16 protein-coding genes are annotated in these 19,467 nt (G+C 69.7%); 7 read left to right on the top strand and 9 right to left on the bottom strand.

Annotated elements, in window-relative coordinates; translation table 11 throughout:
- Window positions 1-36 precede the first annotated feature (36 nt).
- Window positions 37-1,602 (bottom strand): bifunctional phosphoribosylaminoimidazolecarboxamide formyltransferase/IMP cyclohydrolase, encoded by a 1,566-nt coding sequence (gene purH, locus ACFSKW_RS08305; protein WP_379570839.1) that lies wholly within the window; start codon window positions 1,600-1,602, stop codon window positions 37-39.
- Window positions 1,599-2,222 (bottom strand): phosphoribosylglycinamide formyltransferase, encoded by a 624-nt coding sequence (purN, locus tag ACFSKW_RS08300; protein ID WP_379570837.1) that lies wholly within the window; start codon window positions 2,220-2,222, stop codon window positions 1,599-1,601. Before purN ends, purH begins: the two co-directional genes overlap by 4 nt.
- A 76-nt stretch (window positions 2,223-2,298) precedes the next feature.
- Here purN and ACFSKW_RS08295 point away from each other — a divergent pair, with 76 nt between their 5' ends.
- On the top strand, window positions 2,299-2,715 hold the full coding sequence (locus ACFSKW_RS08295) for a hypothetical protein (protein ID WP_379570835.1): 417 nt from the start codon (window positions 2,299-2,301) through the stop codon (window positions 2,713-2,715).
- 98 nt (window positions 2,716-2,813) lie between these two features.
- On the opposite strand, the gene ACFSKW_RS08290 is transcribed toward ACFSKW_RS08295, so the two are convergent.
- The 3 genes from ACFSKW_RS08290 to sucC all read right to left on the bottom strand — a co-directional run bounded on the left by ACFSKW_RS08290 (window position 2,814) and on the right by sucC (window position 6,744).
- Window positions 2,814-4,436: a cell division protein PerM gene (locus tag ACFSKW_RS08290; protein ID WP_379570833.1), complete on the bottom strand. Its 1,623-nt coding sequence runs from the start codon at window positions 4,434-4,436 to the stop codon at window positions 2,814-2,816.
- 251 nt (window positions 4,437-4,687) lie between these two features.
- Window positions 4,688-5,563, bottom strand: coding sequence for a succinate--CoA ligase subunit alpha (sucD, locus tag ACFSKW_RS08285; RefSeq protein WP_379570831.1), 876 nt, complete (start codon window positions 5,561-5,563; stop codon window positions 4,688-4,690).
- Window positions 5,563-6,744: an ADP-forming succinate--CoA ligase subunit beta gene (sucC, locus tag ACFSKW_RS08280; RefSeq protein ID WP_379570829.1), complete on the bottom strand. Its 1,182-nt coding sequence runs from the start codon at window positions 6,742-6,744 to the stop codon at window positions 5,563-5,565. The genes sucD and sucC overlap by 1 nt, the downstream gene beginning before the upstream one ends.
- 310 nt (window positions 6,745-7,054) lie before the next feature.
- On the opposite strand from sucC, the gene ACFSKW_RS08275 reads away from it, so the two are divergent.
- From ACFSKW_RS08275 to ACFSKW_RS08260, 4 genes are all read left to right on the top strand, one after another.
- Window positions 7,055-7,879 carry a hypothetical protein gene (locus ACFSKW_RS08275; protein WP_379570827.1) on the top strand — a complete coding sequence of 275 codons (825 nt, stop codon included), beginning with the start codon at window positions 7,055-7,057 and terminating at the stop codon, window positions 7,877-7,879.
- A gap of 140 nt (window positions 7,880-8,019) precedes the next feature.
- Complete coding sequence (locus tag ACFSKW_RS08270) at window positions 8,020-8,808, top strand: hypothetical protein (protein ID WP_379570825.1); 789 nt, start codon at window positions 8,020-8,022, stop codon at window positions 8,806-8,808.
- A gap of 35 nt (window positions 8,809-8,843) precedes the next feature.
- Window positions 8,844-9,677 carry a hypothetical protein gene (locus ACFSKW_RS08265; RefSeq protein WP_379570823.1) on the top strand — a complete coding sequence of 278 codons (834 nt, stop codon included), beginning with the start codon at window positions 8,844-8,846 and terminating at the stop codon, window positions 9,675-9,677.
- The gene (locus ACFSKW_RS08260; RefSeq protein ID WP_379570821.1) at window positions 9,674-10,465 is read left to right on the top strand and encodes a hypothetical protein; all 792 of its coding nucleotides are present in this window, start codon (window positions 9,674-9,676) and stop codon (window positions 10,463-10,465) included. The genes ACFSKW_RS08265 and ACFSKW_RS08260 overlap by 4 nt, the downstream gene beginning before the upstream one ends.
- A 205-nt stretch (window positions 10,466-10,670) precedes the next feature.
- Here the strand turns inward: ACFSKW_RS08260 and ACFSKW_RS08255 are convergent, their stop codons facing one another.
- Window positions 10,671-11,330, bottom strand: coding sequence for a GbsR/MarR family transcriptional regulator (locus ACFSKW_RS08255; RefSeq protein ID WP_379570819.1), 660 nt, complete (start codon window positions 11,328-11,330; stop codon window positions 10,671-10,673).
- A gap of 198 nt (window positions 11,331-11,528) precedes the next feature.
- Between ACFSKW_RS08255 and ACFSKW_RS08250 the strand changes: the two genes are divergently transcribed.
- Both ACFSKW_RS08250 and ACFSKW_RS08245 read left to right on the top strand, forming a co-directional pair.
- Window positions 11,529-12,737 carry a cytochrome P450 gene (locus tag ACFSKW_RS08250; RefSeq protein ID WP_379570817.1) on the top strand — a complete coding sequence of 403 codons (1,209 nt, stop codon included), beginning with the start codon at window positions 11,529-11,531 and terminating at the stop codon, window positions 12,735-12,737.
- A 3-nt stretch (window positions 12,738-12,740) separates the two neighbouring features.
- Window positions 12,741-12,947, top strand: coding sequence for a ferredoxin (locus ACFSKW_RS08245; RefSeq protein WP_379570815.1), 207 nt, complete (start codon window positions 12,741-12,743; stop codon window positions 12,945-12,947).
- A gap of 262 nt (window positions 12,948-13,209) precedes the next feature.
- Here ACFSKW_RS08245 and katG read toward each other — a convergent pair whose 3' ends face one another.
- The 3 genes from katG to pcrA form a co-directional block, all read right to left on the bottom strand.
- Complete coding sequence (gene katG, locus ACFSKW_RS08240) at window positions 13,210-15,438, bottom strand: catalase/peroxidase HPI (RefSeq protein WP_379570813.1); 2,229 nt, start codon at window positions 15,436-15,438, stop codon at window positions 13,210-13,212.
- Window positions 15,439-15,471: 33 nt separating this feature from the next.
- Window positions 15,472-15,909, bottom strand: coding sequence for a Fur family transcriptional regulator (locus ACFSKW_RS08235; protein WP_379570811.1), 438 nt, complete (start codon window positions 15,907-15,909; stop codon window positions 15,472-15,474).
- A 1,267-nt stretch (window positions 15,910-17,176) separates the two neighbouring features.
- Entirely contained in the window at window positions 17,177-19,426 is a 2,250-nt protein-coding gene (pcrA, locus tag ACFSKW_RS08230; RefSeq protein WP_379570809.1) for a DNA helicase PcrA, read from the bottom strand.
- Window positions 19,427-19,467: the final 41 nt, after the last annotated feature.

The raw sequence follows: 19,467 nt of genomic DNA, 5'->3' as shown, positions 1-19,467 counted from the left end.
CGCGCCACACGCGGGAGCGGTAGCCGTACCGGCGCGTCAGTGGAAGAAGTGCCGCGTCCCCGTGAAGTAGAGGGTGACGCCGGCCTTCTCGCACGCCGCGATGACCTCGTCGTCCCTGATCGACCCGCCGGGCTCCACGATCGCCTTCACACCCGCCGCGATGAGCACCTCGGGCCCGTCGGCGAACGGGAAGAACGCGTCGGAGGAGGCCACCGACCCCGCCGCCCTGTCCCCTGCGCGGGTGACCGCGAGGCGGCAGGAGTCGACCCGGTTGACCTGGCCCATGCCGACGCCGACCGTGGCCCCCTCGGAGGCCAGCACGATCGCGTTGGACTTCACCGACCTGGAGGCCCGCCACGCGAAGTCGAGGTCCTTCAGCAGCTCGGGCGAGGCCGCCGGGCCCGCCTTGAGCTCCCAGTTCTCGGGCGCGTCGCCCGGAGCGTCGATCCTGTCGGCGGTCTGCACGAGCAGCCCCCCGTCGATCCTGCGGAACTCGGTGGCGTTGGCGGGCCGCTGCTCGCAGCGCAGCAGGCGCAGGTTCTTCTTCTCTGTGAGGACGGCGAGCGCCTCGGGGGCGAACGCGGGCGCGACCACCACCTCGGTGAACACGTCCGCGATCTGCCTGGCCAGCTCGACGGTCACCTCCCCGTTGACCGCGATGACCCCGCCGTAGGCCGACACCGGGTCGCACGCGTGGGCCTTACGGTGGGCGTCTGCGACGTCGCCGCCGACGGCGATCCCGCACGGGTTCTGGTGCTTGATGATCGCGACGCACGGCGCGTCGAAGTCCCACGCGGCCCGCCAGGCGGCGTCGGCGTCGAGGTAGTTGTTGTAGGACATCTCCTTGCCGTGCAGCTGCTCGGCGTTGGCGAGCCCGCCGTCCTCCGAGACGTACAGGGAGGCCTGCTGGTGCGGGTTCTCGCCGTAGCGCAGGACGCTCTTGAGCTGCCCCGCCGCGCCGGTGAACCGCTGGTCGCCGGTGTAGGTCGAGGCGAACCAGCCGGCCACGGCGACGTCGTAGGCGGCCGTGTGCGCGTAGGCGCCTCCCGCCAGCCGCTTGCGGTCGTCAAGGGTGAAGCCGCCCTGGTCGAGCGCCCGGTAGATCTCGCCGTAGGAGCCGGTGTCGACGACGACGGCGCAGGTGGCGTGGTTCTTGGCGGCGCCGCGGATCATGGCGGGCCCGCCGATGTCGATCTGCTCGACGCACTCGGCGTCGGACGCCCCCGAGGCCACGGTCTGCTGGAACGGGTAAAGGTTGACCACGACCAGCTGGAACGGGTCGATCTCCAGCTCGGCGAGCTGGGCGACGTGATGCTCCTTCGTCAGGTCGGCCAGCAGGCCCGCGTGGACGCGCGGGTGCAGGGTCTTGACCCTGCCGTCCAGACACTCGGGGAAGCCGGTCAGCTGCTCGACCTTGGTGACGGCCACGCCGAAGGACGCGATCGCGGCCGCCGTGCCACCGGTCGAGACGATCTCCACCCCCGCGGCGTCGAGCGCGCGGGCCAGTTCCTCGAGCCCGGACTTGTCGTACACCGCGATCAGCGCGCGCCTGATGGCGATGCGGGTGTCGGACTGGAAAGCGCTCTCGCTGCGCTCGGTCACTTCTGTTCTCCTCCTGATCCGAGGCGGACGGTACGGCCGGCGATGGTCCATCCCTCGCGGGCCATCCGGCCGACTGTGTCGACGAGCAGCCCTCGTTCGACGGTCTTGATGCGCTCGTGGAGCAGGTGCTCGTCGTCTCCGTCGAAGACGCGCACCGCCTCCTGAGCGACGATGGGCCCGGTGTCGACGCCGGCGTCGGCCAGCATCACCGTGCAGCCGGTGACCTTGACGCCGTGGGCCAGCGCGTCGCGCACGCCGTGGGCTCCAGGGAAGGACGGCAGCAGCGCCGGATGGGTGTTGAGCACGGGGTACGCGCTCAGCGTGGGCTCGCCGAGGATCTTCATGAATCCCGCCGCGACCACCAGGTCGGGCTTGTGGACGGCGATGCGGGCGGCGAGGGCCGTGTCCCAGTCGGCGCGGGAGCCGTACGAGGAGAGTTTCTCCACGAACGTCGGCACGCCCGCGCGCTCGGCTCTGGCCAGCCCCTCGATGCCGTCGCGATCCGCGCCGACGGCCACGATCGTGGCACCGTACGACGGGTCTGCTGAGGCATCCAGAAGGGCCTGTAGGTTGGTTCCAGAGCCGGAGACGAGAACCACAAGCCGACCTGCCTGGGACACAGGCGCACTCCATTCGCATGCTCGGGTGGGGCTGCCAGGGTATCTGTTCCTCGTCCGGCAACGTTGAGGAGGTCAGGTGACGACACCGGTGCAGGCACCGGGCGGCCAGCAACTCGCGGAGTCCGCGGGCCGCAGGGCGATATGGCTGGCCATCGCGGCGCTGGCCATGACGTTCATGCTCCCGCTCGCCGGCCTGGTCATGGCCGTCTTCGCGCTGGTCGCGGGATTCAGGGCGGTGCCGCTGCTGCGCGGCGCCGGCAGGTCCCAGGGTGTGGCGGTGGGAGGCATCGTGGTCGCCACGGTGTCGTTGATGCTCTCGGCCTCCGCGACGGCCATGCAGCTGTATCTGATGGACGAGTACTCCGCCTACCAGGAGTGCCTCAAGGGCGCGGGCACGGTGCAGGCGAAGAGCGCGTGCTTCGACGGGTTCAGGGACGCGGCCGCGGCCAAGCTCCCGCCCGGCGTGATCGACTTCCTGAAGTCGGTGCAGTAGCCCCGCGCGGGCCCCGGTCCTCGAACCCCTGAGCCGCGAGCCCGCTGTCCGTGAGCCCCTGTCCGTGAGCCCCTGTCCGTGAGCCGTGGTCGGGTTCCTCAGTCGCGGTCCCACGCGTAGGGATCGAGGTAGATCACGTGGCCGCCACGGTCGTCCGACTCGTCCACGATGTCGCGGCGGGGCGGCCTGGGCGATTCGGGCCGTCGCGGCTCGGGCCGCGGCACGGCCTCGGCCGCCGCCGACGCGTGCTCGTCCTGCCAGTCGTCCCTGATGATCGGGATCGGCTGGGTGTCCGCCTCCGTGGCGTCCATCCAGTGCCCTGGCAGGGCACGCCCCTCGGACTCGGCGAAACCGACCTTGCTCGCCGCCTTCGCGATGACCGCCCCCGCCTTGCGCGCCGTGCTCAGCTTGCGCGCGATCGGGCCCTTGCCCCGCGCGCCCTGGTAGAGCAGCCACCAGTTGGCCAGCCCCGCCGAGATGCCGGCGGCGACGCCGACCTCCAGACCGACCGACAGCGCCACCTCCCACGGCGAGGGCCCGACGACGGCCAGTCTGGCCCCGCCGATCGGCCCGCCCGACAGCGCGGCGAGCACCCCCGCGGCGAGCCCGGTGGTGATGCCGGTGACGAACCCCCACAGCGGCGCCGCCTCATACGACGGCGAGGGCGCGATCCTGGCGACCACCACGCCCGCGACGGCGCCCGCCGCGAACGGCAGCGCGATCACCGCCATCATGAGGCCGGGCACGGGCCCGTTGTCGGGCAGCGCGCCGAGCAGCGGCAGCGTGGGCACGTAGCCGAGCTGCACGCCCGTCGGCGCGACCAGCGTGCCCGTGCCGACGGCGAAGCCGGGCCCCGCGATGTAGGCCAGCCCCCAGATGACGGCGTTCAGCAGGTACAGGCCCTGGACCAGCACGAGCAGCAGCCCGCCGACGAACCCGGGGGCGAGGCCGCTCGTCAGGTCGGCCACCTGTGAGAAGTTGACCGCGATCGCCACCAGCACCAGCACCAGGCCCGCGACCAGCAGCAGGGCGACGGCGACCGCCGTGCCGACCGTGACGGCGCGCAGCCGCTCGGGCAGCAGCCGCAGCATCGAGCGCCAGGGGCCGATCGTGCGCGCGGTGGCCAGCACGCCCGCGACGAACGCCAGCAGGAAGTGGCTGAGCAGCGCCTCGCCGATGAAGGGCTGGGTGACGTCGTTCCTGGCCACCAGGGCGATCAACCCGGCCAGCAGCGCGTACGGCGCGGCCAGCGAGACCCCCGCCTGCGCCACCAGCACGAGCTGAGCCTTGCGCCTGGCGCCCGCCTGCTCCTTCGGGCTGTTCTTCGGCAGCCGCGCGGGCAGCCGCAGCCGCAGGTCGGCGTCGCGTGCCATCCAGATGGCCGCCTTGTACAGCAGCACGGCGGGCAGCACCATGAGCCCCAGCGGCAGCAACCCGAGCTGCCCGCCGGGCCAGGCGAACCCCGCGTGGTGCGCGGCCAGCCAGATCTGCGCGGCGGTGCGGAACACGCCCGGCAGGCCCGTGCCGAGCGCGCCCCTCGGCGCGGCGATCCAGCCGACCAGGGTGAGGGTGATGAGCACGGCCAGCCCGACCCCCAACGTGGCCGCCGCCGCGAGCATCCCTGAGACGGGCAGCGGCCGCCTCGTCTCGTCGTCATCTCCGGAGATCTTGCTCAGTACCGTCCGGGGAGCTGTCCGCAGTTGGTCGAGAAGGGCCGTCACAGTGCTCGATGTTCTCAAGTTTTCAGTCAAGAACCCCACAGCCGCGCCGGGCGCCCGCGATTCATCCTGTACGGCAAGCCGCCCCCCGCCGCCGTTTCCGCGCCTGAGCCGGCTCGCGGTCCTGGCGTGGCGGCGGGCACCGGAGTCCCGCTGGAGTGGCGTGGACATGCGGACGGCCACCGAGTGACCCCGGTGGCCGTCACCACGCTTTGCCGTACTGAGGGGCTCGGGAGAGCCCCGCGGAGACGGGACTAGCGGGACTGCATGATCTCGCGCATCAGGCGGGCGGTCTCGGAGGGCGTCTTGCCGACGCGGACGCCGACCTTCTCCAGCGCCTCCTTCTTCGCCTGCGCGGTGCCGGCCGAGCCGGACACGATCGCGCCCGCGTGACCCATCGTCTTGCCCTCGGGGGCGGTGAAGCCGGCGACGTAGGCCACGACCGGCTTGGTCACGTGCTGCTCGATGTAGGCGGCGGCCCGCTCCTCGGCGTCGCCGCCGATCTCACCGATCATCACGATGGCGTCGGTGCCCGGGTCCTCCTGGAAGGCCTGGAGCGCGTCGATGTGCGTGGTGCCGATGACGGGGTCGCCACCGATGCCGACGGCGGTCGAGAAGCCGAAGTCACGCAGCTCGTACATGAGCTGGTAGGTCAGCGTGCCCGACTTCGACACCAGGCCGATGCGGCCCGCGGTGGTGATGTCGGCCGGGATGATGCCCGCGTTCGACGCGCCGGGCGAGGCGATGCCGGGGCAGTTCGGGCCGATGATGCGGGTCTTGTTGCCCTTGGACACCGCGTAGGCCCAGAAGGCCGTGGTGTCGTGGACCGGCACGCCTTCGGTGATGACCACGCAGAGCGGGATGCCCGCGTCGACGGCCTCGATGACCGCGTCCTTGGTGAAGGCCGGGGGCACGAAGACGACGGAGACGTCGGCGCCGGTCTGCTCCATGGCCTCCTTGACGGTGCCGAAGACCGGCAGGTCCAGGTGGGTGGTGCCCGCCTTGCGGGCGTTCACGCCACCGACGACCCTGGCGCCGGAGGCGAGCATGCGCTTGGCGTGCTTGGTGCCCTCACCGCCGGTCATGCCCTGAACGATGATCTTGCTGTTCTCGGTCAGCCAGATTGCCATTACGCACCTACCGCAGCGAGCTCGGCGGCGCGCTTGGCCGCGTCGTCCATCGTGTCAACCAGCTCGACGCCCTTGAGCGCGGCGTCGTGCAGGATCTGGCGCCCGAGCAGGGCGTTGTTGCCGTCCAGCCGGACGACCAGGGGGCGGGTCACGGCCTCGCCGCGCTCCTCCAGCAGCTTGAACGCCGAGACGATGCCGTTGGCGACGGCGTCGCAGGCGGTGATGCCGCCGAAGACGTTCACGAAGATCGACTTTACCGCGGCGTCGGAGAGGATGATCTCCAGGCCGGCGGCCATGACCTCGGCGCTGGCGCCGCCGCCGATGTCGAGGAAGTTGGCCGGCTTGGGCTGGCCGGGGAAGGCCTCGCCCGCGTAGGCGACGACGTCGAGGGTGGACATGACAAGGCCAGCGCCGTTGCCGATGATGCCGACGTTGCCGTCGAGCTTGACGTAGTTGAGGTCCTTCTCCTTGGCCGCGGCCTCGAGCGGGTCCTCGGCGGCCTTGTCGGCGAACTTCTCGTGGTCGGCCTGGCGGAAGGTCGCGTTGTCGTCGAGCGTGACCTTGCCGTCGAGGGCCTTCACCTGGCCGTCGGCCGACAGGATCATCGGGTTGACCTCGACGAGCGAGGCGTCCTCGTCGACGAAGCAGCACCAGAGCTTCTCGATGAGCTCGGCCGCGCCGTCCAGGGACTGCTCGGGCAGGCCGCCGGCGACGGCGATCTCGCGCGCCTTGGCGCGGTCGACGCCGGTCAGCGCCGAGACCGGCACCTTGGCGACCTTGTCGGGTGCGCTGTGGGCGACCTCTTCGATGTCCATACCGCCGGCGGCGGAGCAGATCGCGAGGAAGGTACGGTTCGCGCGGTCGAGCAGGAAGGAGAAGTAGTACTCCTCGGCGATCGCGCTGGCCTCCTCCACGAGCACCTTGTGGACCGTGTGGCCCTTGATGTCCATTCCGAGGATGTCGGTGGCCTTCGCGACGGCGTCCGCCGCGTCATCGGCGACCTTGACGCCGCCGGCCTTGCCACGGCCCCCGGTCTTGACCTGGGCCTTGACAACAACGCGGCCGGTCAGCTGCTCGGCAGCCGCACGCACCTCCTCCACGGTGTGCGCGACGATGCCGCGCGGCACCGGGATGCCGTAGTCCGCGAAGAGCTCCTTCGCCTGATGTTCGAACAGGTCCACGAGGGTCCGTCCTTCTCCTTGGTCGCTCCCCCTCCTCGCTCGCTTCGCGGAACGCCTCGTCCCTACGGCCTTCCACTCCGCGCGCTGCGTCGGGTTCACTCCCTGCTATTCGACTGATGTTCGACGGCCCGGGCCCACCCCGTGTGCCGGGCGTTTCCGCCAAGGAAGCCTAGTCCCAAGCTTGACCTGCCCAGGTCATCGGGTCATAGATATCGCTCGCGAGCCATACCAATGTGTGGCAAATCGCCCGATTGTCCTCTTTAGCGATCTAGGATGTCCCGCACATCTGACCGAAGGGGCACATAAAGACATGAGGCGTTTGATCGCCGCCACCGCGCTCACCGTATCCGCGGTCGCGGTCGCCACCCCCGCATTCGCGTTCTCCAGCGCGCCGAAGAACCCGGTTGAGGCGCTCAAGAAGCAGTTCGTCGCCGGCAAGGGCGTCAAGGTCTCCGAGACCACCACCATGCTCACCGACGGCAAGCCCAGCGGCGGTGTCGGCCGCATGACCGGTGTGATCGCGTTCGGCAAGTCCGGCGTCGTCGCGTCCGACCTGACCCGCCGCACCAAGGGTGGCCCGGCGGTCAAGGCCGACGACGAGTTCGCCGCCCTGTTCAGCCCCACCCGGTACATCAGCGTCAAGGGCCAGACGTACGCCAAGGGCGGCATCTACTCGCGCGACCTGCCCGAGGGCAAGAAGTGGGTGCGCGTCGCCGGCGCGCCCGACGCCACCCTGTCCGGCAGCCAGCTGATCAACATCTTCGACGGCTCCGTGCTCAAGACCGTCCTCAAGGGCGCCAAGTCCGCCGGCGGCGGCGTCTACAAGGGCGCGATCAGCCTGAGCGACCTCAGCAAGGCCTCCAGCGGCACCTCGCTGCCCGGCAAGATCGGCAAGGTCAAGGTCGCCTACGCGATCACCCTGAACTCCAAGCAGCTCGTGACGAGGGTGACCAGCGTCGCGAAGCTGGACTTCGGGCTGCTGGGCGTGATGAGCATGACCGCCGACACCCGCTACACCGACTGGGGCTCCAAGGTCACCATCACCGCTCCGCCGGAGGAGGAGGTCATCGACGCGGCCGACCTCGACACCGAGGTTCCCGAACTGCCCAGCGTCCTCACCGAGGCCGCCGGCTAGTCTGCGCGCCAGGCCCGGCTTCCCGACCACGGGGGCCGGGCCTTCTGCCGTCCAGGGTGCCGTCGGGCTGCACCGAACCTTCACCATCCGTGCGCATCGCCTCCCGCATTTCGTGATCTTCGCTTGGGAGGCTCGCCGCCATGCTCGTCCATTCGGTCCTGACGGCGGTCTCTCTGGTCGCACCGCCCCACGTCATCGACGCCCCCGGCAAGGGTGTGCGGATCGAGGCGCTCACCAAGCAGTTCAGCGGCGGCAAGCTGTACGTCTCCGAGTCCCAGGTCGGGTCCATCGCCTTCGGCCGCGACAACCTGGAGATGACCCGCACGCTCCGCTATGGTCCCGCGTTCCACGACTTCCTCCGCGAGCATGGCGAACCCGTCGACCAGGTCGACATGGCCGAGTGGGAGACGCCGCAGCGGTGGATCCGGCTCGGCCGCTGGACCTACGTCAGCGGAAACCTGTTCGGCGGGCTCCCCGAGGGCAGGTCCTGGGTCAAGCTGAAGGACTGGGAGGGGCCTTCGTTCTGGTCGGGAACGGCCGATGTGCTCGCCCCTGCGACGCTGAAGACCCTGCTGGCCGACGCCACGTCCCGTCGCGGGCGGGTGATCAGGGGGAGCACGCCGTACAGGAGCCTCGCCGCCGTGTCCCCGTCGTTCAGACGGTACTTCGAGGACCTGCCGTCCATGGCCCCTCATCTGCGGCTCACGTGGGCGCTCCAGCTCGACTCCAAGGGAGTGATCGAGCGTTTCACCAGCACTGCCCCGCTGAACCGGAACGAGTTCATCCGAGCGGATCTCACCTTCAGCGGCTGGGGCTCGCGAGCCGCCATCGTCGCCCCGCCCGCCGACCAGGTGATCGACGAGCGGCGACTCGACGACACCCTGCCCGGCGATCCCATCCTGCGAGACAGGCCCGTGATCTCCAAGTGAAATGATCTTCCTCCCCCTCCAGAAGGAAAACGTTCATGAAGCGAACCATCATCGGCCTCGCCTTGACGACAGGCGTCGCGTTGATCGCCGCCGCCCCCGCCCAGGCGGCGGCGCCCAAGGCCGACCCGGTCAAGACGCTCAAGGCGCAGTTCGTCGCCGGCAAGGGCGTCAAGACCTCCGCCACCGTACGGATGTCGATCTCCGGCGACCCGATCCTCACCGCCAGTGAGAGCGGCGTCTCCGAGTTCGGCGCGTCGGGGGTCGCCGCCTCCGACAAGACCGTCAAGTTCCGCATCGACCCGATCCTCGTCGCGGCGCTCGACGACGAGAAGGAGAGCCAGGCGCTCAAGGAGCTGGTGCGCACTCCCACACGCCAGATCAACATCAAGCGCTGGAGCTACCTGTCCGGCGGGCTCGTCGCCAGTTCACTGCCCGAGGGCAAGACCTGGGTGCGCGGCCCGAGAGTGGACGCGAGCCCTGCGGGCGCCGAGGTCGACCTCTTCTCGCCCGGCACGCTCAAGACCCTGCTCGCCAGCGTCTCCTCGTTCAAGAACGGCGTGGCCAAGGGCACCATCAAGGTCGGCCGGCTGCCCGGCAAGCCCCTGGCCTTCCGAGCCGGCCAGAAGCTCACCTGGATGCTCCAGTTCGACGGCAAGGGCCTCGTGAGCCGGTTCACCACCAAGGTCTCGCTCCCGGCGGGCAAGGGCGAGACGCTGGACTTCACCACCGACAGCCGGTTCACCGGCTGGGGTTCCACGGTCAAGGTGACCGAGCCTCCCGCCGAGTCGTGGGTCGACAGCAAGGACCTCGGCAAGGAACTGCCCACCGTGCCCGGCATGCCCGAGATGCTCACCGAGGCCGACAAGTGAGGCGCGTCATCGCCGGCCTCGCGCTGACCACCGGCGTCGCCCTCGTCACCGCCGTCCCCGCCCAGGCCGCGGCCAGACCGGATCCGGTCAAGGCTCTCAAGGCGCAGATCTCCTCGGGCAAGGGCGCGGAGGTCACCTCCAGCACCACGATGAGCGTCAAGGGCAAGAAGCTGATCAGCTTCACCGAGAAGGGCAAGATCCAGCCCGGCAAGGGCAGCGACCTGACGTTCAAGGGAGACCTCAGCCTCGCGCTGTTCGCCTCGATCGAGCCCGGCGACGTCCACGCCCTCTCGGCCCTGGCCGGAACCTCGCGGTTCGTCACCATCGGCAAGGAAACCTACGTGTCGGGCGAGCTCGTCCGTAACGCGCTGCCGACGGGAATGACATGGCTGCGGTTCGAGGAGCCCGTCACGTCCCCCGGCGCGCCGCTGATCGACGTCCTGGCTCCCGGGACGCTCAAGACGCTGCTGGCCGGCGCCGGGCCCGCGAAGGGCGGCGTGGTGAAGGGCACGACCTCGGTCGCCGGACTGCGTTCGGTGGCGCCGCGGCTGCGGGCCTTCGCGACGAAGGGCGCCATCTCCTGGACGCTCACCCTCGACGGGAAGGGCCTGGTCAAGAGCTTCTCGGCCACCCTGCCCAGCACAGACGGCATGTCGGTGAAGACCGGGACACGCGTCAGCCGGTGGGGTTCGGTCAAGATCGCCGCTCCGGCCGACGGGGTGTACGACGCCGACGCGCTGGGCCAGGCCGTACCCATCCCTGACCCGATCGCCGAGGCGAACAAGTAGGTGAACGACACGAACGGCGGCCCGGCGACAGGCCGCCGTTCGTCCGTCCCGCTTCCCGCCCGTTCCCCAGAGGTCACGCCCCGGCGGCCGAGCGGGGCCTTTCACGCCCCTCCCCCCAGGATCGAACTCCGGGGCGACGTGGCGCGGGTCGGTGACGATCAGCAGGAACCGGTCTGCCCGCTCCCCAGGTGGCGGATGAGATCCATCACGCCAGGAGGGCGCGCCAGCGGTCGGCCGAGACCATCAGGTCCAGGCTGACCCGCTCCAGGAACGCCCCTCCCCTGGCCAGCCGCTGCCCCGCGGGGCTGTCGAGCCCTGCCGTCCGCGCCGCCGCCATCGAGGCCCGCGCCGCCTCGAGCGTCTGCCGCGAGCTGATCACGATCGAGTGGTACCAGGCGTCGTCATCGACCACGTAGATGTCGCGACGCCGCCGCGGATCGCGCTCGCGCCGGACGCACCCCTGCTGGACCAGGTAGTTCACGGCCACGGAGACGGAGGCTGGGCTCACCTTCAGCCTGCGGGTCAGCTCGGCCGCGGTGCGCCTGCCGTCCTCGGACAGCAACAGGTCGAGGTGCACGCGCGCGGTCATCCTCGGCAGCCCCGTCCTGACCGCCATCTCGATGATCTCCTCTTCCAGCGTTCCGCCCGGCGACGTGGTCGCGCGTGGGGGTGCCGGTGTGCCACGCCGCGCCCGCTGGACCGTCGCCTTGTGCGCCTGCTGGGGCAGGTAGCCGCCGGGACCGCCGTTGCGTCGGATCTCCCGGCTGATCGTCGAGGTCGGCCGGCCGAGCCGCCTGGCGATCTCGGCGTAGGAGAGCCCGTCGGCGAGTCCGACCGCGATGCGCTGGCGGTCCTGCTGGGTCAACCGTCCTCCTGGCATGGCGCCAGTATTGCCTTCACGACCATTCATTGCAACGCAGCATTGCATTCGAGCCCAGCGTCATTGCACCAATTTGTCGCCATACACCTGGACAAACGCCTTTCACTCGATTGACATCAATCTGAATGCAACGTAGCTTTCGAGCGGTACAAAACACGTACTATCGCGAGGCGAGGAATGGTCATGGGTGAATCCCTCCACACCGTCACGACGCTGCCGACGGCGCGTCAGCCCGGCTGCCCCTTCGACCCGCCGGCAGAGCTGATCGACGCCCGCCGGCACGGCCCCATCAGCCGCTTCCCCTTCCCTGACGGGCACCAGGGCTGGCTGGTCACCGGATACGACCTGGTCCGATCGATCCTGGCCGACGCCCGGTTCAGCTCGCGCAAGGAGCTCATGCTCCACCACCCGACCATCGACATGACCGGCATCGAGGTCCCTCCGGCGCCGCCCGGGGAGTTCCTCCTCATGGACGAGCCGCAGCACAGCCGCTACCGCAAGCCGCTGGTGGGCAAGTTCACCGTACGGCGGATGCGGCAGCTCACCGAACGGGTCGAGCAGATCACCGCCGACCACCTGGACGCCATGGAGAAGGCTGGACCGCCGACGGACCTGGTGACCGCGTTCGCCAAGCCCGTCCCCGCCATCATGATCTGCGAGCTGCTGGGCGTGCCGTACGAGGACCGGGGCTCCTTCCAGGAGAACATCGACACGTTCATGAGCGGGGAGGCCGGCGACGAGGACCTGATCGCGGCCTACACCTCGGTGCAGCAGTACCTCGCCGAACTGGTGGCCGCCAAGCGCGCCAACCCCACCGACGACATACTCAGCGAACTCACCGACAGCGACCTGACCGACGAGGAACTGAAGGGCATGGCCCTGATCCTGCTGGCGGCCGGGTTCGACACCACCGCGAACATGCTGGCGCTGGGCACCTTCGCCCTGCTGCGGAACCCGGCCCAGCTGGCCGCGCTACGTGCCGACCCCACGCTCGCCGACAAGGCCGTCGAGGAGCTGACGCGCTATCTGAGCGTCGCCAAGACCTTCATGAGAACGGCGCTGGAGGACGTCGAGGTGGGCGGCCAGACCATCAAGGCCGGCACCACGGTCATCCTGTCCTACAACACCGCCAACCGCGACCCCGAGCGCTTCACCGATCCCCACGTCCTCGACCTCCGCAGGCAGGACGGCGGGCACCTGGCCTTCGGCCACGGCATCCACCAGTGCCTGGGCCAGCAACTGGCCCGCGTCGAGATGCGGGTCGCCTTCCCCGCGCTGGTCAACCGCTTCCCCACGCTGCGCCTGGCCGTACCGGCCGAGGAGGTCTCCCTGCGCCCGGAGGCCGCCGACGTCTACGGGGTGAAGAGCCTGCCCGTCACCTGGGATGCGTGATCCATGAGGATCACCGTGGACACCGAGCGCTGCATCGGGTCCGGAATGTGTGTGTTGACCGCCGGCGAGGTGTTCGACCAGCGTCAGGACGACGGCAAGGTGATCGTCGTGCGCCCCGAGCCGCCCGCCGAAACGTGGGACGCGGTGCGCGAGGCCGTCGACCTGTGCCCTGCCGCGGCGATCGCCGTGTCGACCGGCCGCCGGCCCTAGCAGAGCGTTGCCAGACAAAGCTGTGTCCCGTGGCATCCATCGTCCGCGGCGGCTGGTCATCGCCCGGCCGCCATGCACTCCGCGTCGAGGGTGGCCCACCAGTCGATCGGCTCGATGGATTCTGCCGGCTGCGGCACGCGCACGGGCCCGGCATCCGCGCGACCGCGAGCCTCTCGGCGTCGCGGTCGAGCCGGGCGATGTCCGGATCCTTCGGGCTGATGACGTCCAGGCCGGCCGGCTCGGGCCGGCCTGGACGTCATGATCAGACGAGGTCGAACCGGTCGAGGTTCATGACCTTGTCCCACGCCGCGACGAAGTCGTTCACGAACTTCTCCTTCGCGTCGTCGCTCGCGTAGACCTCCGCGAGCGCGCGCAGCTCGGAGTTCGACCCGAAGACGAGGTCGACTCGGCTGCCGGTCCACTTGACCTCGCCCGACGCGTCGCTGCCCTCGAAGGTGTTCGCGTCCTCGGACGTCGCCTTCCACGTCGTGCCCAGGTCGAGCAGGTTGACGAAGAAGTCGTTGGTCAGCGACCCGGGAGTCGCGGTGAAGACACCGAGCGGCGACTGCTGGTAGTTCGCGCCCAGGACGCGGAGGCCACCGACGAGGACCGTCAGCTCCGGAGCGCTCAGGGTCAGCAGGTTCGCCCGGTCGAGCAGCAGGAACTCGGCCGGCAGCCGGTTGCCCTTCCCGAGGTAGTTGCGGAACCCGTCGGCGGTCGGCTCGAGCGCGGCGAACGACTCCACGTCGGTCTGCTCCTGCGCGGCGTCCGCACGGCCCGGCGTGAAGGGGACCTGGACGTCGAAACCGGCGTCCTTGGCGGCCTTCTCGACGCCCGCGGCACCCGCGAGCACGATCAGGTCCGCGAGCGAGATCTGCTTGCCCCCGGTCTGGGCGGCGTTGAAGGTCTGCTGGATCCCCTCAAGGGTGCCCAGCACCGTCGCCAGCTGGTCGGGCTCGTTGACCTCCCACCCGCTCTGCGGCTGGAGGCGGACGCGCGCACCGTTGGCGCCGCCGCGCTTGTCGCTGCCGCGGAAGGACGCGGCCGACGCCCACGCGGTGGACACGAGCTGGGACACCGACAGGCCCGAGGCGAGGACCTGGCCCTTGAGGGCGGCGACATCAGCAGCGTCGACGAGCTCGTGCGTCACCGCGGGGATGGGGTCCTGCCACAGGAGCGTCTCGGCCGGGACCTCCGGGCCGAGGTAGCGCGCGATCGGGCCCATGTCGCGGTGGGTCAGCTTGAACCACGCCCGGGCGAAGGCGTCGGCGAACTCGTCGGGGTTCTCGTAGAAGCGCCGCGAGATCTGCTCGTAGATCGGGTCGACGCGCAGCGAGAGGTCGGTCGTCAGCATCGTCGGGGCGTGGCTCTTCGACGGGTCGTGGGCGTCGGGGACGGTCCCCGCCCCCGCGCCGCCCTTCGGCCGCCACTGGTGCGCGCCCGCGGGGCTCTTGAACTGCTCCCACTCGTAGCCGAAGAGGATGGCGAAGAAGCTGTTGTCCCACGTCACCGGGGTGTCGGTCCAGATACCCTCGAGACCGCTGGTGATCGTGTCGGCACCCTTGCCGGTGCCGAAGGAGTTCTTCCAGCCCAGGCCCTGCTGCTCGATCGAGGCGGCCTCGGGGTCCGCGCCCACGTGGTCGGCCGGGCCCGCGCCATGGGTCTTGCCGAAGGTGTGACCGCCCGCGATCAGGGCGACCGTCTCCTCGTCGTTCATCGCCATCCGGCGGAAGGTCTCACGGATGTCGCGGGCCGCTGCGAGCGGGTCCGGGTTGCCGTTCGGGCCCTCCGGGTTGACGTAGATCAGACCCATCTGGACCGCGCCGAGAGGGTTCTCCAGCTCCCGGTCGCCGGTGTAGCGCTCGTCGCCGAGCCAGGTGGTCTCGGGACCCCAGTAGACGTCCTCGTCGGGCTCCCAGACGTCCGCGCGGCCGCCGGCGAAGCCGAAGGTCTTGAAGCCCATCGACTCAAGGGCGACGTTGCCGGTGAGGATCATGAGGTCGGCCCACGAGAGCTTCTTGCCGTACTTCTTCTTGACCGGCCACAGCAGGCGGCGAGCCTTGTCGAGGTTCCCGTTGTCCGGCCAGCTGTTGAGGGGGGCGAAGCGCTGCTGGCCCGCCCCGGCACCGCCGCGGCCGTCACTGATCCGGTACGTGCCCGCGCTGTGCCACGCCATACGGACCATGAACGGGCCGTAGTGGCCGAAGTCGGCCGGCCACCAGTCCTGCGAGGTCGTCAGCACCTCGGCGATGTCCTTCTTCACGGCCGCCAGGTCGAGGGACTTGAACGCCTCGGCGTAGTCGAACTCCCCACCGAGGGGGTTGGCCACGGCGGGGTTCTTGGCGAGGATCTTCAGGTTGAGCCGCTCCGGCCACCACTGACGGTTGCCGCCTCCCTGAGTCGGGTGCGAAGCGCGCTCATGCGCGACCGGGCAGCCACCTCCGCCCTCCGCCTTCGCGTCTGTGACGATTGCGTCGTGGTTCTCAGACATGGGAATCCTTCCGGACTATTCGGATCTCGATGCTCAGGAACTGCGAGTGGTGGAACAGTCGGGGCACAGGCCCCAGTAGACGACCTCGGCCTCGTCGATCGTGAAGCCGTGGTCGTCGGACGCGGCCAGGCAGGGCGCATGACCGACCGCACAGTCGACGTCAGCGACGGCACCGCACGACCGGCATACGACGTGGTGGTGGTTGTCCCCGACACGTCCCTCGAACAGAGCCGGACTGCCGGCCGGTTCGATGCGACGTACGAGTCCGGCCGCGGTGAGCGCGTGGAGGGCCTCGTACACGGCTTGAAGGGAGATGTGGCCCACACGATCACGCACCCCGGAAGCGATCGCCTCGACGCCCAGGTGAGCACCGTCCCTGACGGTCTCGAGCAGCGCGACACGAGCGGCCGTCACGCGCAGGCCGGCACCACGCAGCTCCTCGGCGGGGGTCGGGGTCCTGGATGCGGTCATGACGTCAACCTACCGTCACAAACATGAACGATACAAGATAGTGAATGATCCAAGTCTAGTACTGGGTCAGGAAAAGTCTTGTCCTGTTGCGTGGCGTCATGTCCCATCCGGCCGGTGAGCGCACAGCCCGACAGGCCGCCGCGAGGACGGAAGACACCAGCCCAGAAGCCCGTGCAGCCCGATCTGGAGCCAAAGCTGAAGGCGGCCGGGGCCGAGGGCCGGGGCCGGGGCCGAGGGCCGGGGTGGGCCGAGGGCAAGGGCTGAGGGTGAGGGCGAGGGCTGAGGGTGAGGGCGAGGGCTGAGGGTGAGGGTGAGGGGTGAGGGCTGAGGGTGAGGGTGAGGGCGGGCCGAGGAAAGGGGCCGAGGGCGAGGTCGGGAGCCGGGGCCGACGCCGAGGGGCAGGGCTGACACCGAGAGGCGGGTCGAGGTCCGGCACCTTGGGCGGGATCCGAAGCCACGGGCGGCGTCCGGCACCTTGGGCGGGTGACGGAGCCTCGGGCGGGACACGGAGCCTCGGGCGGGGTTCGGGGTCTCCGGCGGTTACGGGTCTGCGGCGGGGACGCTGTGGACGGGTACCGCGGACGCCAGGGACTGGAGCCGGGGGTGCCGGGACGCTGCGGATGAGGGGGCCGCTGCCCTCGGGAATCTTTGGTGCGGCATGGGATTTCGGCGGGCCATCGAGAAGACCGAGAGACCGTCGGGAAGACCGAGAGACCGTCGGGAAGACGGGGAGACCGTTGGGAAGACCGGGAGACCGTTGGGAAGACCGGGAGTCGGCCCGAAAGACCGAGAGACCACCAGGAAGACCGGGAGACAGGTCGTCCGGGCCTCTCGCGGGTCGACGTGGTGCGCAAAGGTTGATGGGAGACCGAAAGGCAGGTCGTGCCCAGCCTCACGGGCCGAACCTCACAGGCCGAACCTCATGAGCGCAGCCTCATGGGCCACTAGGGGGTGGGAGGGTCGCACAAGACCCTCGTGGTCCCGGCGGGAGGCGGACAGGCCGCCCGGCCGGGGTTGTGGGGCGCTCGAGTGCCGACAGGTGAGGGCGCACGAGGTTCTCACAGGGCGGCGGACGGCGGGAGGCGCGCAAAGGAGGCCCGGAGGAAGACCAGCGTCGGGCCAGTTCACGACTTGGGGGCGTGGGGCTCCTGAGTACAGACGCGGGCGTCCGACATCGGGGCGACCAGACTGGACGATCAGCCGGGGGCCTTCACGCGGGTCGTGCTCCCCCGCGTGAAGGCTTGTGCCGCCCGTCAGCCAGACCCGGTTACAGCTTCTCCAGTGGGGCGTAGGCGAGCAGCAGGGTCTTCTCCCCGCCGCTGCCGAAGTCGATCTTCACCTTGGTCTTCTCGGCCACCCCGTCGACGGACACCACCGTGCCCAGGCCGAAGGCGTCGTGCGTGACGCGGTCGCCGGGGGCCAGTGACGGCATCGGCTTGCCTGCGGACTTCCTTGCCGGCGCGGGCGTCTCCTTGCGGGCCGTGGCCGCGCTCCACGCCGACTTCTCCGGGTCGGTACGCCACTCGATGAGCTTGGCGGGCACCTCGTTGACGAAGCGCGAGGCGGGGTTGAACGACGGCGAGCCCCACGAGCTGCGCACCGCGGCCCGCGTGATGTACAGGCGCTGCTCGGCACGCGTGATGCCCACGTAGGCCAGGCGCCGCTCCTCCTCCAACTCCTTCGGCTCGCCGAGCGAGCGGATGTGGGGGAAGACGCCGTCCTCCATCGCGGTGAGGAAGACGACGGGGAACTCCAGCCCCTTCGCGGTGTGGAGCGTCATGAGTGTCACCACACCCTGGCCGCCGTCGCCCTCGGGGATCTGGTCGGCGTCGGCCACCAGCGAGACCTGCTCGAGGAACTCCACGAGCGTGCCCTCGGGGTTGGCCTCCTCGAACTCGGAGGCGACCGAGATCAGCTCGTTGAGGTTCTCCAGACGGGATTCGTCCTGCGGGTCCTCGGAGGCCTCCAACTCGGCGCGGTAGCCGGTCGCCACCAGGATCTCCTCGGCCAGCGCGGAGGGCGGCATCCCCTCTCCCTTGCCGATGAGGTCCTCGATGAGCGCGACGAACTCGCGGATGGCGTTGAGCGACCTGGTCGCCATGCCGTACGCCTCGTCGGCTCTGCGCAGCGCGTCCCAGAAGGAGATGCGCTCGCGCGAGGACAGCGCCTCGACCAGCGCCTCCGCACGGTCGCCGATGCCGCGCTTGGGCACGTTGAGTATGCGGCGCAGGGAGACCACGTCGTTGGGGTTGGCCAGCACCCGCAGGTAGGCCAGCAGGTCCTTGACCTCCTTGCGCTCGTAGAAGCGCACACCCCCGACCACCTTGTACGGCAGGCCGGTGCGGATGAAGATCTCCTCGAACACGCGTGAGGCCGCGTTGGTGCGGTAGAAGACCGCCACGTCGCCGGGCCGCACGCCCTCCTCGTCGGTGAGCTTGTCGACCTCCTGGGCGACGAACATGGCCTCGTCGTGCTCGTTGTCGGCCACGTAGCCGACGATCTTCGGGCCGTCGCCCTGGTCGGACCACAGGTTCTTCGGCTTGCGCGACTCGTTGCGCGAGATGACCGAGTTGGCGGCGGCCAGGATGTTCTGGGTGGAGCGGTAGTTCTGCTCCAGCAGGATCGTGCGCGCGTCGGGATAGTCGCGCTCGAACTCCAGGATGTTGCGGATGGTCGCGCCGCGGAAGGCGTAGATCGACTGGTCGGCGTCGCCGACGACGCACAGCTCGGACTGCTCGGCCCCCGACCGCACGGGATCGCCGTCGACGGTGGTCAGCTGCGGCCGTCCGACCAGCTCCCTGATGAGGATGTACTGGGCGTGGTTGGTGTCCTGGTACTCGTCGACGAGCACGTGTCTGAAGCGCATCCGGTAGTGCTCGGCCACCTCCGGGAAGAGCTGGAACAGCACCACGGTGTTCATGATGATGTCGTCGAAGTCCATCGCGCCGGACTCGGTCAGCTTGAGCTGGTAGGCCTTGTACGCCTCGGCCAGCACCTTCTCCAGGTGCGAGCCCGCCCTGTCGATGGCGGTCTCGTAGTCGATCAGCTCGTTCTTGAAGTTGCTGACCTGCGCGGAGAACGAACGCGGCGGGTATCGCTTGGGGTCGAGGTCCATCTCGCGGCAGACCATCGCCATGAGCCGCTGGGAGTCGGCCTGGTCGTAGATGGAGAAACTGGACGGGTAGCCGAGCCGCTTGGCCTCCCTGCGCAGGATGCGCATGCAGGCGCTGTGGAAGGTCATCACCCACATGGCCTTGGAGCGCGGGCCGATCAGCTTGTCGATGCGCTCCTTCATCTCCTTGGCGGCCTTGTTGGTGAAGGTGATCGCCAGGATCTCGCCGGGGTGGACGTGGCGTTCGGCCAGCAGGTAGGCGATGCGATGGGTGAGCACCCGAGTCTTGCCTGACCCCGCCCCCGCGACGATGAGCAGGGGGCTGCCGTGATGGATCACGGCCTCGCGCTGCTGCGGGTTGAGGCCGTCGAGCAAGGGGTGGTCAACAGAGACTTGGGTGGGCACGGACCTAGGGTAAAGCGCGCCACCGACAAACGCGGCCAGGA

It is taken from the genome of Nonomuraea mangrovi (genome assembly GCF_042681425.1).
In the GTDB taxonomy this organism is placed as follows: Bacteria; Actinomycetota; Actinomycetes; order Streptosporangiales; family Streptosporangiaceae; genus Nonomuraea; species Nonomuraea mangrovi.
This window is presented reverse-complemented; position numbering and strand designations above follow the sequence as displayed.